This is a genomic window from Pseudomonas sp. LB3P25 (assembly GCF_054897985.1).
The window spans coordinates 3,613,440-3,627,311 of sequence record NZ_CM142711.1 but is presented as its reverse complement, the minus strand read 5'-3'; the positions used below and the strand labels follow the sequence as shown (position 1 = coordinate 3,627,311).

Annotated in this window: 12 protein-coding genes; 8 read left to right on the top strand and 4 right to left on the bottom strand. The window is 59.2% G+C overall.

Translation table 11 applies throughout. The features are described 5' to 3' along the window. Positions 1-167: 167 nt before the first annotated feature. Positions 168-1,301 carry a saccharopine dehydrogenase family protein gene (locus ACYZTW_RS16335; RefSeq protein WP_462000874.1) on the top strand — a complete coding sequence of 378 codons (1,134 nt, stop codon included), beginning with the start codon at positions 168-170 and terminating at the stop codon, positions 1,299-1,301. A 115-nt stretch (positions 1,302-1,416) separates the two neighbouring features. Here the strand turns inward: ACYZTW_RS16335 and ACYZTW_RS16330 are convergent, their stop codons facing one another. From ACYZTW_RS16330 to ACYZTW_RS16320, 3 genes are all read right to left on the bottom strand, one after another. After that, positions 1,417-1,593 carry a helix-turn-helix transcriptional regulator gene (locus tag ACYZTW_RS16330; protein ID WP_462000873.1) on the bottom strand — a complete coding sequence of 59 codons (177 nt, stop codon included), beginning with the start codon at positions 1,591-1,593 and terminating at the stop codon, positions 1,417-1,419. Between the two features lie 137 nt (positions 1,594-1,730). Next, entirely contained in the window at positions 1,731-4,085 is a 2,355-nt protein-coding gene (locus ACYZTW_RS16325; RefSeq protein ID WP_462000872.1) for a LuxR family transcriptional regulator, read from the bottom strand. 177 nt (positions 4,086-4,262) lie between these two features. Then, positions 4,263-5,021: an SDR family NAD(P)-dependent oxidoreductase gene (locus ACYZTW_RS16320; RefSeq protein ID WP_462000871.1), complete on the bottom strand. Its 759-nt coding sequence runs from the start codon at positions 5,019-5,021 to the stop codon at positions 4,263-4,265. A gap of 229 nt (positions 5,022-5,250) precedes the next feature. Here ACYZTW_RS16320 and ACYZTW_RS16315 point away from each other — a divergent pair, with 229 nt between their 5' ends. The 3 genes from ACYZTW_RS16315 (at position 5,251) to ACYZTW_RS16305 (ending at position 7,724) form a co-directional block, all read left to right on the top strand. Then, complete coding sequence (locus ACYZTW_RS16315; protein WP_462000870.1) at positions 5,251-6,438, top strand: thiolase C-terminal domain-containing protein; 1,188 nt, start codon at positions 5,251-5,253, stop codon at positions 6,436-6,438. A gap of 88 nt (positions 6,439-6,526) precedes the next feature. Then, a complete protein-coding gene (locus ACYZTW_RS16310; protein ID WP_462000869.1) occupies positions 6,527-6,784 on the top strand; it encodes a hypothetical protein in 258 nt (85 codons plus the stop codon). 133 nt (positions 6,785-6,917) lie between these two features. After that, entirely contained in the window at positions 6,918-7,724 is an 807-nt protein-coding gene (locus ACYZTW_RS16305; protein WP_462005768.1) for an MBL fold metallo-hydrolase, read from the top strand. 254 nt (positions 7,725-7,978) lie between these two features. Here the strand turns inward: ACYZTW_RS16305 and ACYZTW_RS16300 are convergent, their stop codons facing one another. After that, entirely contained in the window at positions 7,979-9,070 is a 1,092-nt protein-coding gene (locus ACYZTW_RS16300; RefSeq protein WP_462000868.1) for an AraC family transcriptional regulator, read from the bottom strand. A 159-nt stretch (positions 9,071-9,229) separates the two neighbouring features. Here ACYZTW_RS16300 and ACYZTW_RS16295 point away from each other — a divergent pair, with 159 nt between their 5' ends. The 4 genes from ACYZTW_RS16295 (at position 9,230) to ACYZTW_RS16280 (ending at position 13,836) form a co-directional block, all read left to right on the top strand. Then, entirely contained in the window at positions 9,230-10,246 is a 1,017-nt protein-coding gene (locus ACYZTW_RS16295) for an AraC family transcriptional regulator (protein ID WP_462000867.1), read from the top strand. A gap of 117 nt (positions 10,247-10,363) precedes the next feature. Next, positions 10,364-11,899 carry a DUF1254 domain-containing protein gene (locus ACYZTW_RS16290; RefSeq protein WP_462000866.1) on the top strand — a complete coding sequence of 512 codons (1,536 nt, stop codon included), beginning with the start codon at positions 10,364-10,366 and terminating at the stop codon, positions 11,897-11,899. Positions 11,900-11,932: 33 nt separating this feature from the next. Then, on the top strand, positions 11,933-13,426 hold the full coding sequence (locus ACYZTW_RS16285; RefSeq protein WP_462000865.1) for a DUF1254 domain-containing protein: 1,494 nt from the start codon (positions 11,933-11,935) through the stop codon (positions 13,424-13,426). A 14-nt stretch (positions 13,427-13,440) separates the two neighbouring features. Then, a complete protein-coding gene (locus ACYZTW_RS16280) occupies positions 13,441-13,836 on the top strand; it encodes a hypothetical protein (RefSeq protein WP_462000864.1) in 396 nt (131 codons plus the stop codon). Positions 13,837-13,872: the final 36 nt, after the last annotated feature.

The following is a 13,872-nucleotide window of genomic DNA, read 5'->3' as shown; positions in this document are numbered from 1 at the left end:
GCGCGGAGTGACGGCAGTTACGGCACCGACATTATCGGATGTACCCCCTGATATGCCAGACAAGGTCGACGTGGCCTTTAACAAGTAGGTCTTGAATATCGTGGCCCTCCGACTGTCATGCATCGCTCCGCCTGTCTTGCATACCCAACAACATCAAGAGAATAAAAATGGCTAAGTATCCCGTCGTTGTCTATGGCGCCAGTGGTTACACCGGCATGCTGATTATGGATTGGCTGATCGATCAGAACATTGCGTTTACCGCTGTGGCGCGCGATGCCGGGCGTACCCGTGAAATGATGGCGCAGCGTGTGGTGCGACTGGAGTCTGCCACCTACGAAATCATCGAAGTCGACCATACGGTCGAGTCGCTGACTCAGGCATTTCGGGGTGCCAAGGTCGTTTGCAACACCGTAGGACCGTTCGCCAAATTCGGTCTCACCACTGTCGAGGCCGCGCTTAATGCCGGCTGCCACTACCTGGACACCACCGGCGAGCAGTCGTACGTGCGTAGTGTTCGCGACCAGTTTGGCGAGCGCTACGCCCAGGCCGGCCTCCTCGTTTCGCCTTCACTGGCGTACATGAATACCTTCTCGGAAATAGCCGCCGAACTGGCGCTCGAACACCCCGGCATCGACTCGCTGGAAACCTCGGCGTTGTGCCGGGGCCAGCGCGGTATCGGCGCCGGGGTCACTGTCGGTTCCACCGCTTCGATCTTCGAGATGTACCGCGCCGAGCATTGCTACCTGTGGGACAAGAAACTGGTGGCACACCCGGTCGATGCATCGTTCTTGATCCCTTCGCCCCACTTCATACAACCGGTGTTCGCCTTGCCATGGGGCGGCACCTCGTTGCCGATCTATTTCGAGAATGATCCGCGCGTACGTTCCTGCGTTTCCTGCGTCGGTTTCTACGACAACGACGCGATGAAGATGGTGCATTCGCTGCATAAGAAGTGGGAAGCCGAATACAAACATCTTCCGGCTGATGCTCAGGATGAGGTACTCAAGGACATCGTCCAGGCGACGACCCCGGCGATGCCGCCACGCGAGCGCACGACCCTGATGCGTACGGTCGACACCGCGATCGGCCGCGGGCAGCTCTCGGCCGTGCGCGCCGAAGTGCTCGGTACCACGGCCTACATTGCTACCGGTGCCTTGCAGGTGGCGGGTGTGATCAAGCTGCTCGACGGTGACACCGCCAAAGTGGGCTTCGCGTCCGGCTCCAAGGCATTTGGTCACCGCTATCTGCTGGGCTTCTGCGAAGAACGCGGTTTGGCTCGCGCCGTTGTCACCAAGCTCTGATCAGCCACGCAGGAGCACGTCGCGCCAGTTCGCTGGCGCGATTTGGAGAAGTGGAGAGTCCGATGTAATTGGCAGATATTCAGGTCTGAATCAGGTAAACCCGGACGCGTCACACTCAACCAGACGACTCAAGAATACCCAGCATGTAGGCGCGGTCCACCACATGCCTGCGGGTGCCGGCATGAAATTTTCCGTACAGGTTTTTCAGATGCCACTTCACGGTTTCATCACCGACGTTCAGTGCCAGGGCTATCTGTTTGTTCGTCAGGTTGCGTGCCAGCAACTGCAACACTTCCCGCTCTTTGGGCGTCAGCAGTCGGCTGGGGGAAACGCCTGTGGCAACGGGCTCCTGCCGTCGAACCGGAACTGACGGGGTGGTTTCCTGCGCAAGCAATCGAGCATCTTTGTTGCGGACCTTCTGCGCCCACGTCACGAGATCGGGAGGGTGTCCTGCAGGATACGCTGCAGGCCGTAGGTGTCGGCCAGGCTGACAGCTTCGAGCAAACAGGGCAGCCCTTCCCCTCCTGAATCTTTGAGCGCCAAGGCCTTGAGCAACTTGACCTGAACGATTTCGCGACCACGCTGCAGACGCTCGGCAAGTTCGTTTGCCACAGCGAGCACGCTCAGCATGGCCTGCCAGTCGCGCTGGACGAGACAGACGTAGGCGTTGCTTAGCCCGGCCAACAGCGCCAGTTCCTGTCCCAGCAGGCCGTGCTGCTGGCGAGCGACGTCTGGCACCAGCGCGTCCAGTCTTCTCCAGAGCGCCTGACAAGTATCACCTCGGCCATGCAGCGCATGGAGGCGGATTTGCTCACCCAGGGCCACCATGCAGAAACGTGCGATGCCCCGCTCCTCGCCTAGCGCGAACAATGCCGTCAGCAAGTCGTGGCCGCGATGTGGCTGCCCCTGCAATGCAGCCAGACGTGCAGCTGTGAGAAAACCCATCGCAATCGCATCTGGCGACGCCAACCGCTCGACGACATCCAGACGATTGGCGAGTACCGTCGTGGCCTCCTGTATTTCACCGCGCTCCAGAAGCACCGTGGCCAGTCCACAGGCGAGCATCACCGCCACCGAACTGCGCCGGCCGATATCCTGATCGGCGCGTTGTAAGCTCTTGCGAAAAGCGGCCTCGGCCGGCGGCATACGTCCTTCGTACAAATAGGTCATACCCACGACCCACTCACCATAGCCGCGGATTCCATCGAGCCCGGGAGTCCACGTATAGTGCGGCGCGCGTTGAAAGATGCGTCGGGCTTTTTCCGGTTGCCCCTGGAACAACGTAATGCGGGCGACCAGGTTGGCGACGATGGCTTGCAGCTTGATCGAACCGGAAGACAATTTGTCCATCCACGGAGCGAGCAGCGCCATTGATTCGTCTGGCTGGTCGGCAAAATAGGCTGCAGCGGCCGCTATCGCCGCCGCTTCGCAGCGCGTTTCTTCATCCGCGCCCGGGTCCTGTTCGATGCAGGCGATCAACCTCGCCGCCTCCACATGCCGCTCACTCATCGCCAGAGCCCAGCCCGCCGCCAGGCATAAACGCGGACGGGACTCCACTTCCTCGGCAGGCAGCTCTTCGACCCATTCCAGCACCCGGCTGAACTGGCCGCGCAGCATGACCTCGTAAAGACATTGTTCGATCATCAAGTAGCCCTTGCTGGCCTGCCCGGCCAGCAAGTATTGCCGCGCCGCCTCCTCGAAAAAGGCATTCGCCTCCAGCCAGTTAGCGGCCCGCTCATGAAGAACCTTTCGTTGCGCCTGCGGGTAGTCGCGAAAACGGCTCTGCAAAAACTCTCGGGCCAAGGGATGAAAGCGAACCCAGTCGCTGTCGACCCCTTCGGCGAAGATTGGCGTCGAAGCGCATAACTCATGCAGCATCTCCCCTGCCCGCTCACTGCCGGTAAGCGCGGCGCAGAGTGAAGGATGAATGACTTCCAGCAGGGAGAGGCAGGTAATGAATTCGATCTGTTCTGCCGACAGGCGGGTGACCAGCCTATCGACGAAATACCCCTGGATATCACCGGAACACGCCGAGAGATCCTCAACGGCGGTTTCCAGATGGGCACTCTTCTCAATCGCCGAAATCGCCAGTTGCAACCCCAGCGGCCAACCTTCAGTGATTTCATGCAGGCGCAGGCACAGATCAGCGTCGATGCGTGCTCCGAAACGGGTGCTTAGCAATGCGACGGTCTCTTCGGCACGGAATCGCAAGACATCCACCGCGATCCGGACATAGAGCCCTCGGGCCAGAAGATCAGTGGTGTTAAGGCTCAGGCGACGACGCGAAGACATGATGATGCGCAGGTTGGCCGGGGCATTGTGCAGCAGGTAAGTCAGGCAATGGCGGATGGTAGGCTCGGGCAATACGTCCGCTTCATCAAGGATCATGACTGCCTCGCCGCCGAGGTCGGCCACTTCAGCCAGCCAGTGGGTGAGCCCTTCCAGCTCGTCGCGACCATGGCCGGAGGATCCATCACTGGTACTTGCAAAGGACTGCCGGCCGCTGCCCAAAGCCATGGCTGCCGATAGCCCAAGGGCAAGACGGCTGCCATCGTCACGCGCATCCAGGGTCAGCCAGGCAACCACTGCCCCGCGCGACAAAAACTCCCGTCGCCATTGCGCCAACAGCATCGTCTTGCCGAAGCCGGCCGGCCCCTGCACGCTGATCGCCACCTTGTCCGCCAGTTCGGGGGCATCAATGCTGAGTCGATCGCGCAACTGCGCGCCCCTCTGGCTGCGCGGAGGGGTTGTCTTGAGCACCAGTTCAGGCTCTATGCGATCCACGTTGGCAATGCCTCTCTACAATCCGTTCACGGTGTGAAAGAGACCGGGCTTCGATGGTTGATGCCATCAATGCCCTACTCAGCTACTTGTTCCAAGGGTAATGGTCTTGCGTATAGACGATAGCCCCGGAACGGCTTGCGCGGCTTCATTTTATTGATCGCGATTGCACCGCCAAACTCAATCCGGCAGCGCAAAGCCTGCAGTCAGCCCGCCGTCCACGGTGTGACACGAACCATTGATATACGCGGCCTTGTCCGAGGCCAGCCAGGTCACCAGGTTGGCGACATCCTCCGGAGTGCCCGCACGGCCACCTTGGGGAATCATAGCCTCTAACATAGCCTGCTCGTTCTTGCTGAGGTTGTCCTCGGTCATCGCGGTGCGGATGTAACCGGGAGCGATGGCGACGCTGCGAATGTTCTGTCGTCCATGCTCCAGCGCACAGGCCTTGGTCAGCCCGATGACGCCATGCTTGGCGGCCGTGTAGTGCGGCAGAGTCGCCATGCCCACCAGGCCATCCACCGACGCCGTGTTGATGATGACCCCACCGCCGTTGGCCAGCATGGCCGGAATCGCCGCCCTGGCGCAGAAGAATACGCCGTTCAGATTGATGTCAATGACACGGCGCCACTCGGCCACGGACACATCGGCCGTCCGTCCGCGAACCCCGCAGATGCCGGCATTGCTGAACAACACGTCAACCCGCCCGAACGTATCGATCGCACTGTCCACCATGGTCTGACAGGCAGCTTCATCCGCGACATTGGTGGGAACAACGATCGCGTTGTCGCCAATCACTTCAAGGGTCTCCTGCAACCCTTTTTCATCCACGTCCGCCAGCACCAGGTACGCACCCAGGCGGGCAAACTGGATGGCTGAAGCACGACCAATGCCGTTGGCGGCGCCCGTAACGATGACAACCTTTCCGGTAAATTCCACGGTAAATCTCCTCACTCATGCCCGATGGGCTTTCTTGTTCACCGTCAAACTATCCCTCCGCCTGCCCCTGGGCTTGTCCTTGCAAGCACAAGTCTTGTCCCAAGCAAGACGGACGCTGGATAAGGTCGATTTGTCCCGGCGTGCCTGACTTGTTATCAGCTTGCTCCCCTTGCAATTACAAACGTCGAGCATTGTGGATACTGGCCATCACGTCGATGAAGGAGTCGCTATGAGTACCGATATTGTTATCGCCGGAGTAGGCATGGTGCCCTTCCGCAAACCGGGTCAATCGCAGAACTACGATGTCATGGGCGAACAAGCCACAAGGGCGGCGCTCAAGGATGCCGGCATCGACTATGCGCTGATCGAGCAAGCCTTTTGTGGCTACGTCTACGAAGATAGCTGCGCAGGACAGACAGCACTCTATCGGGTGGACATCAGCGGCATCCCGATTTTCAACGTCAACAATAATTGCGCCAGTGGATCCTCGGCTTTTGCCCTGGCGGTCCAGGCCGTCCAGGGGCAGCAGGTCGAATGCGCCCTGGCGCTCGGATTCGAACAGATGCCCGCCGGCGCGATCGATATGGTCTTCCCTGAAAAGGTCAGCCCACTGGCGCGGCATTCGGAGGTTATCGCCAACCTCATGAACCTGAGCGCCGAGGAGCGCGAAATGCCGCCGGCGGTCTGCATGTTCGGCGCCCAGATCGACGCCATGCTGGAAATGGGCGTGACCGAACAGACCCTGGCCGAGGTGTGCGTCAGATCCCGCGAGCACGCCGCCAATAATGAAAACGCCATTTTTCGCACACCGTTGACGGTCGAAGAAATCCTGGCGACGAAACCGATCTTTCGCGGGCTGCGCAAAAACTTCGCCTGCCCACCAAGCTGTGGCGCCGCCGCGGTGATTGTCTGCACGCCGGAGTTTGCCCGCGCCCATGGCATCCGCGCTGACGTACGTCTCGTCGGTCAGGGCTGGTGCAGCGACCAGCGCAGCTTTTTTGAAGGCAGCGTCATGGATGTGATGTTTCAAGCTCTGAGCCGTAATGCGGCCAACAAAGCCTATGAAGATGCCGGCATCGGGCCGTCGGATGTCGACGTCATCGAGTTGCACGACTGTTTTGCCAGCAATGAATTGGCCACTTACGTCGCGTTGGGTCTGTGCAAGCAAGAAGAGTTGAATGATTTTGTCGCGTCCAGGCGCGGTACCTATGGCGGGCAATGGGTGATCAACCCATCGGGAGGCCTGCTGGCGAAGGGGCACCCATTGGGCGCGACGGGGTTGGCTCAACTGACAGAACTGACCTGGCAGCTACGCGGCCAGGCTGGCGCACGACAAGTCCCGGGGGCAAGGGTCGCGTTGCAGCACAACGGCGGACTGGGCAGCGCGGGATTCGTGCACATTCTCAAGAAATATTGAAGCCTGGGTTGATTGGCAGATACGCACGCGATGAACGTCACGTGGTCTCTGCCGACCGGTCGGATCCTGGTAATAAGGGGAACTCATTTTGAAAGCACTGCTGAAACTCCTGTGCATCGGCGTCTATGTTCTCGGCGTCGCAAGTGCCGTGGGCTTGCTGCCCGTTGCATGGTCATTCTGGAAAACCATTGCAGCGGTCCTGCTGCTCGCGCATCTGCTTGAGGTGATCGTCATGTTCAAGTACGTCAAGCGCTACCGGGGCTCGCTGGGTGCAAGTCTGGTCCTGACGCTGCTCTTTGGTTTTCTGCACTGGAAACCTTTGATGCAAGTGAAACAGCGTCCGTGAACATCAGGCGTGTCCATCTTCCGATGAGATTGCGCAGCGTCAATGTCATCGGTATGCGTTCGAAGAGGTACGGATTGTGAATTGCACGATTTCCACGCTGGACGGCAAGCGCCGCAAGCTAGACGGGGGGGTAATGTTCGGCAGCACCCCGCGCGAGTCCTGGGCCAGCTGGGTCAAGCCCGATCATGACAACCGGGTTGAACTGGCCTCTCGCGGGTTATTGGTGCAGCAGAACGGGCGCAATATCCTCGTGCTGGCCGGTGTCGATGGCCTGCTGGCTCCAGCGCCACGCACCTGTCGCTGCCAGCCGGGGAGCCCTGGCCTGCTGGATTCCCTGGGTCGGTATGGCCTGAATGAGCACGACATCCATGTGGTGTTGCTGACTCATCTGCATGCGCAATTACCGGCCGACCTGAGTGCGATGATCAAGGACGGCGAGACACCTCGCTTGCTGTTTCCCGCAGCGCGCTACATCACCAGCAAACGTCACTGGACACGGGCACGGCAGCCCCATCCACTCGACCGTGCGCGGTTTGTGCCGCAGATAGTGCGGCAATTGGAAAGCAGCGGTCGGCTGGAGCTGATCGAAGGCCCCGACTGCGAGCAGCTCGGCGCTGGCTGGCGCTTCCATGTCAGCGATGGCTATACCCCGGGGCAACTCTTGCCGGAGATCGACATGCCGGGCGGCCCAGTGATATTTGCCGGTGACCTGGTGCCGGGGCTGCGATGGCTGCAACTGAATGTCACCAGCGCCTACGACCGCAACCCCGAATCCCTGATCGACGAGAAAGAAAGTTTACTGGACCACCTGGTGGCCAGCGGTGGCCGGTTGATTATGCCGCGTGACCCCGAGGTCGCGATGGTCAGCGTCATGCGTGACCGGCAATCGCGTTACGTGCCATTCGACCCGTATCAGGTGCTCAATGCCTTCGACACTTGATCCCGATTGCCCTCTGCCCTGCATAGATATCTACACATCTCGTCGCAATACACACCAAACTTGTGGCGAGGGAGCTTGCTCCCGCTGGGCTGCGCAGCAGCCCTGAATCAGGGCGCTGAGTTCCTTCTGAAAGAACGCAGTGGCCTTTTTGGGGCCGCTACGCGACCCAGCGGGAGCAAGCTCCCTCGCCACAGTATTTGGCAGACCTTGAAAGATGTGGAGATTCCGATGCTGGCTTGGAGATGAAGCTCCGATCAGCGCTCCAATCCGAGGCTCTGGCGATATTGGCTCGGGGCCATGCCGGTCCATCGTTTGAAGGCACGGGTAAAATTGCTGACTTCGGAAAATCCCAGGGAAAAAGCCGCCTCCGTCACCGACACCGAACTGCGCGACATGAAGGCCAGCGCATTGGTGCGCCGTGTATGGTCGAGGATTTCCTGAAAACTGGTATCCCTGGCAGCGAGCTTCAATTGCAAACCGCGGGTACTGATGTGCAGTCGCTCAGCCACTCGATCCTTGTTCAGCGAACGCGAGGACAATTCGCTGCTGACAATGGCCCGGACACGATTGACGATATCGCCCCGTTCAATTCGCTGAAGGTACTCCATCACCGTGCGGTCATGGCTCAATGCAAGCTCCTCGTTGGCGCCCGGGAGCCGCTTGTCCACCAGGTCGAGATCCATTGTCATCACGATTTCAGGCCGGCCGAATTCGACATCGCACAGGAAGTATTCGGCAAAGACCTGTGCCATGCCTTCAGAGGCAGGCCAGATCAATTCGAGTTTGCTTAAACGGAACCGATTGCCGGAAATGGTCCGTAAAAGCGTAAAGATCAAGGCGATGTAGGCGTCGTGTGTTTCATGGCACACGTGCGCACCCGGAACGCTTGAAGTGATGAGCAGGAACGTGTTGTTTCGTTCCTCTACGCGGATGTTGGCATTCTGTGAAATGACACGGTAGAGCGAACTCAACCGTTGCGCGAAGTCCCTTATCGAAATGCTGGCCAGCAGTGCAAAGCCCATCGCATGGAGATTGGCGGGACGCAAGGTTTCCCCGGCCCGCAGGCCGAAACACGGATCGCCTGTGGCCTGTACGGCCGCGGCATACAGTTTTGCAATGGTTTGATTATCGATGCGCAGCATCGGATCGGTGGTCGCTGGCAACATCACCCCGCAGGAGCGAAAGACCTGATCCGCGCAAGCACCATGATTTTCGAGCGCTTCAGCAATCGCAATGGCATAGGCACCAATGATCGATGAACCACGGTTTGGAGTGTCCGGCGCAACGCCGTCTTTCAGCGTCCGATGCGCTTCAACCACATCGCAGTACTCATTGCTTATCGTCAATGTAAAAACCTCTGATTGTCCAACTCGGCAACGAACGCTATTGCCTCGACTGACAGGCACCATTTTAGGCACCGGCGCAGGCGCCAATTTTGTTAATGCATGCCAAACATTTGTGATTGAATGCCATTTATGGCAGCCACGAGATCAAGGAGCAGTGGTATGACCCCGTACATGCGCGGCTGGGTGCTGCAGGGCTTCGCGAACCTGATAGAAGAACTGGGTGGCGACGTGGCGGGTTACGAAAAACGCTTCCAACTGCCGCTGCAAGGGCTTGATCAAAGTGAAGTACCGATTCCTGGCTCAGCGCTGATCCGCTTGATGGAAGCTTGCGCCGACGACCTGCAATGCCCGGATTTCGGCATTCGCCTCGGTACGGTGCAGGGTCGCGCGCCGCTCGGTCCGGTGATGCTGGCATTGACCCAATGCGCTACCGTAGGCGAGGCGATCGGTGCGGCTGCCCGGTTCATCAGCCTGCTGAACCCGGCCGTGGAACTCCAATGCGAGAGCATCGCCAGTGGGCTGCGTCTGACCTATCAGGTCAAAGTGCCCAGGGTTGGCATCGCGCGCCAGTTCGAACAATGGTGCCTCATGGCGGGCGTCAATGTTTTTCAAATACTGGCCGGTGCAAATGCTCGGCCGCGGACGATGTTCTTCACCCACGCTCCCTTGCAGCCGAAGGATTTCTATTCCCGCACTTTTGGTTGCCCGGTGAAATTTTCGCAAGCTGCTTTTGGCTTCGAATTTTCTGCAAGTGATACTGCGCGCCCGATGGACGGCAACGATCCAGAGATGAAGGCGCTGGTCACAGACTACCTGGAACGGATTGCAGACGCGTCTGGACTCGACCTCGAACACCAGATGGACGCGCTGATTCGTAAACTTCTGCCCACCGGCCGCTGCACCCTCGACACCATCGCCAGCCATTACTTCGTCAGCGTTCGTACCCTGCAGCGTCGCCTGGATGACCAAGGGTTGGCATTCGAGACACAGGTGGACGATATCCGCCGCGAACGTGCGGCCTTGTATCTCAGTGATCCGACGCTGCGAATCTCCCAGGTGGCGTTGTTGCTCGGTTATGCCGAGCAAAGCTCGCTATCACACGCGTTCAAGCGCTGGTATGGAATGTCGCCGAGTGCCTGGCGCCGCGTCCATCCGGCCTCGCTTCAGGCCGTGTGACATCCAATCACAAATGTTTGTCGTGCATTAACAAACCATTGATGCGGTGCAGTTCTCAGAATAAGCCAGCCAAAATCGGTTGGATGACTTCGTCCGCATCAATGGAGAACAAGAAGAATGACATTGCCCCAAACGAGCCGTGCAGGAAGATCAGGCGTCACACGCAGACTTGAATCCTCCCTCTTCATCGTGCTCGGTTTACTCGTGGCTTCGGCGGCAGTCGCCCAGACCTATAAGACCGACATTCCGCCTTCGATCGTGACACCCGACACTCTCGAGACACGGCTCGGCACCCTGCGCTTCACCGACGGATTCCCGGACGAGGCGACCGTGCAGAAGGTCTACGACAACCTCGACTTCCAGCGCGGTGTGCAGGCGTTCATCTCGACGATTCCCGCCGCGTCGCAGGTGGCAATGCGCAGAGGCCTCAGGTCGCTCGGTCCAGACAACGGAACGCTGTTCATCACCGAGACGCTGATGGACTCCAGATCGCTGTTCCTGACGGGCAACAGCGAGAGTGTCTACGCCTCGGGATGGATCGATCTGAAGAACGGGCCGGTCGTGATCGAAAGCCCACCCAATACACTCGGCTTCGTCGATGACTTCTGGTACCGCTATGTCACGGACCTCGGTAACGCCGGGCCTGACAAGGGCCAGGGCGGCAAGTACCTGTTGCTCCCTCCGGACTATGAGGGACAAGTGCCTGAGGGTTACCACGTATTCAAATCCCGCACCTTCAACAACTGGTTCGCCAGCCGTGGTTTTGTGGTGAACGGTGATCCGAAACCTACGGTCGAGAACTTCAAGAAGCAGTTGCGCATCTATCCGCTGGCCCAGGCCGCCAATCCACCGGCGTCGACCTTCGTCAACATCTCCGGCAAAACCATCAACACCATCCATTCGATGGACTTCGGTTTCTTCGAAGAGGTCAACGAGGTGGTGCAGGAGGAGCCGAACGCGGCGCTCGATCCTGAGACACTCGGCCTGCTCGCCGCCATCGGCATCGAAAAAGGCAAGCCATTCGCGCCCGACGCGCGGATGAAAAAAATTCTCACAGAAGCGGCGTCGGTCGGTAGCGCTACGGCGCGCGCGATTGCCACCAGGCCCCGTTCGCAGGATGCCTATCACTACCCCAACAGTGCCTGGCGCAAGCTTTTCGCCGGCGGTGATTATCGATTCCTGCAAGACGACGTCCGCCAGCTCGACGCACGCTTGTTCTACTTCTTCTATGCCACCGTCAATACCCCTGCGCTGGTAAGGAAGATGGTCGGCGTCGGCTCGCAATACGCGGCGGCATTCGTCGATGCCAAAGGTCAGCCACTCGATGGGGCCAAGAACTACCGGCTGCACCTGCCGCCGAACATTCCGGCGAAGAACTTCTGGTCAGTCGTGCTCTATGACAATCAGACGCGCTCAATGCTGCAGACCGACCAGCAGTTCCCAAGTAGCGGCAGCCAGAAACAGGGCCTCGTGATCAACCCCGATACCTCGGTAGACCTGTACTTCGGTCCCAAGCCTCCGCCCGGCAAAGACAGCAACTGGGTGCAGACCCTCCCCGGCAAAGGCTGGAACACCCTCTTTCGCCTCTATGGTCCGCTCGATGCCTGGTTCGACAAGACCTGGCAACCGGGTGAAATCGAAGAGATCAAGTGAGCCCTTGGCGCGGACAATATAAGGAATAAATGAATGAACACCAGACTTGCGATGCTGATGCTGCTCGGTGCCTCCACGGTGTCGTCGGCATTCGCCCAGACTTACAAAACGGACATCCCGCCTTCGATCGTGACACCCAATAGCCTCGAGACGCGGCTCGGCCCCCTCAAATTCACTGACGGATTCCCGGACGAGGCGACAGTGCAGAAGGTCTACGACAACCTCGACTTCCAGCGCGGCGTCCAGGCTTTCCTCACGGCCATGCCAGCGGCTTCGGCGTCGGCGATACGCAAGGGCATCACCCAATTCGGACCGGCCAACCAGACCGTTGCGCTGTTCGAAGACCTGATGGATGCCAAGTCGCTGTTCCTGACGGGCAACAGCGAAAGCATCTACGGCTGGGCCTGGATCGACCTCAAGGACGGCCCGATCGTCATCGAAAGCCCACCCAACACGCTCAGCATCGTCGATGACTTCTGGTTCCGTTACGTCGGCGACCTCGGCAACGCCGGACCCGACAAAGGCAAGGGCGGCAAGTACTTGCTGCTGCCACCGGGTTACGACGGCCCCGTACCGGAAGGCTACTTCGTGTTGAGGTCACCGACCATCGGTAACTTATTCATCACCCGGGCGTTTCAGGTCAATGGCGACCCGAAACCTGGCGTCGAGAACATCAAGCAGCACCTGCGTATCTATCCGCTGGCGCAGGCCGCCACCCCGCCGGCGACGAACTTCGTCAATGTCTCCGGCAAGGCGTTCAATACCATCCACGCCCTGGACATCACCTTCTTCGACGAGGTCAACGAAGTGGTGCAGGAGGAAGCGAACGCTGCGATGGATCCGGAAACGCTGGGCCTGTTGGCTGCTATCGGCATTGAAAAAGGCAAACCCTTCGCACCTGACGAGCGGATGAAGAAGATCCTCACCGAGGCTGCAGCCGTCGGCAGCGCCACGGCGCGTACGCTCACCTTCCGATCGCGTATCAAGGATTCGTATTTCTATCCGAACAGCGCCTGGGGCACGCCTTTCATCGGCGGCAGCCATCGTTTCGAGAAGGACGGTATCCGCTTGTTCGACGCACGCACGTACTTCTACTTCTACGCCACCGGCAACACCCCGGCGATGATCGCCAAAATGGTGGGCGTCGGGTCGCAATACGCATTGGCATTCGTAGACGCCAACCAGCAGCCCCTTGATGGAGCCAAGACCTACCGGCTGCACCTGCCGCCCAATATCCCGGCGAAGAACTTCTGGTCGGTCGTGCTCTACGACAATCAGACGCGCTCGATGCTGCAGACCGACCAGCAGTTCCCGAGTATCGGCAGCCAGCGCAAAGGCATCGTCATCAACCCCGATACCTCGGTGGACCTGTACTTCGGCCCCAAGGCGCCGCCCGGCAAGGAAAGCAACTGGGTTCAAACCACGCCGGGCAAAGGCTGGAACACCGTACTTCGCCTCTACGGACCACTTGAGCCGTGGTTCAACAAGACCTGGCGACCAGGCGAGATCGAGGAAGTGAGGCCATGACTCCGGAACGCACCATGTCAAACAATTACACCAATGGTCTGTTCAAATCCGCCGCTTGCTTCAACGTTCTCGCAGGTCTTCCATTGCTGGTGGCCATGGGTCCGGTTGCGGATTTGATGGGACTGGAAATCACGCCGACGTCTGCCCTGTTTATTCAGATCACCATGGCTCTGGTGGTCATGTTCGGCTGGGTGTACTGGATGATCAGCGTCGATCCAGTGCGCTATCGCCCGTACATCCTGCTCGGGGCGCTCCTGAAACCGGTGTTTGTGATTCTCATTTATGGCCACTGGCTGGCGGGTAGTATCCCCTGGCCGTTACCGGCCTTGGCATCGGGAGATATTCTCTACGCAGCGCTATTTTGGCGGTACCTGAGCAACACCCGATTTGCGCTGGCTAACCGCATCTAACAGATCCCCCTCCCGACTTATCGAGCCCCCTTAAAT

Bases quoted from the DNA above. Each gene is read 5' to 3' on its own strand.
- ACYZTW_RS16335 (WP_462000874.1), top strand. From the start codon at position 168: ATGGCTAAGTATCCCGTCGTTGTCTATGGCGCCAGTGGTTACACCGGC.
- ACYZTW_RS16315 (WP_462000870.1), top strand. From the start codon at position 5,251: ATGAGTACCGATATTGTTATCGCCGGAGTAGGCATGGTGCCCTTCCGC.
- ACYZTW_RS16305 (WP_462005768.1), top strand. From the start codon at position 6,918: ATGTTCGGCAGCACCCCGCGCGAGTCCTGGGCCAGCTGGGTCAAGCCC.
- ACYZTW_RS16295 (WP_462000867.1), top strand. From the start codon at position 9,230: ATGACCCCGTACATGCGCGGCTGGGTGCTGCAGGGCTTCGCGAACCTG.
- ACYZTW_RS16285 (WP_462000865.1), top strand. From the start codon at position 11,933: ATGAACACCAGACTTGCGATGCTGATGCTGCTCGGTGCCTCCACGGTG.
- ACYZTW_RS16290 (WP_462000866.1), top strand. From the start codon at position 10,364: ATGACATTGCCCCAAACGAGCCGTGCAGGAAGATCAGGCGTCACACGC.
- ACYZTW_RS16280 (WP_462000864.1), top strand. From the start codon at position 13,441: ATGTCAAACAATTACACCAATGGTCTGTTCAAATCCGCCGCTTGCTTC.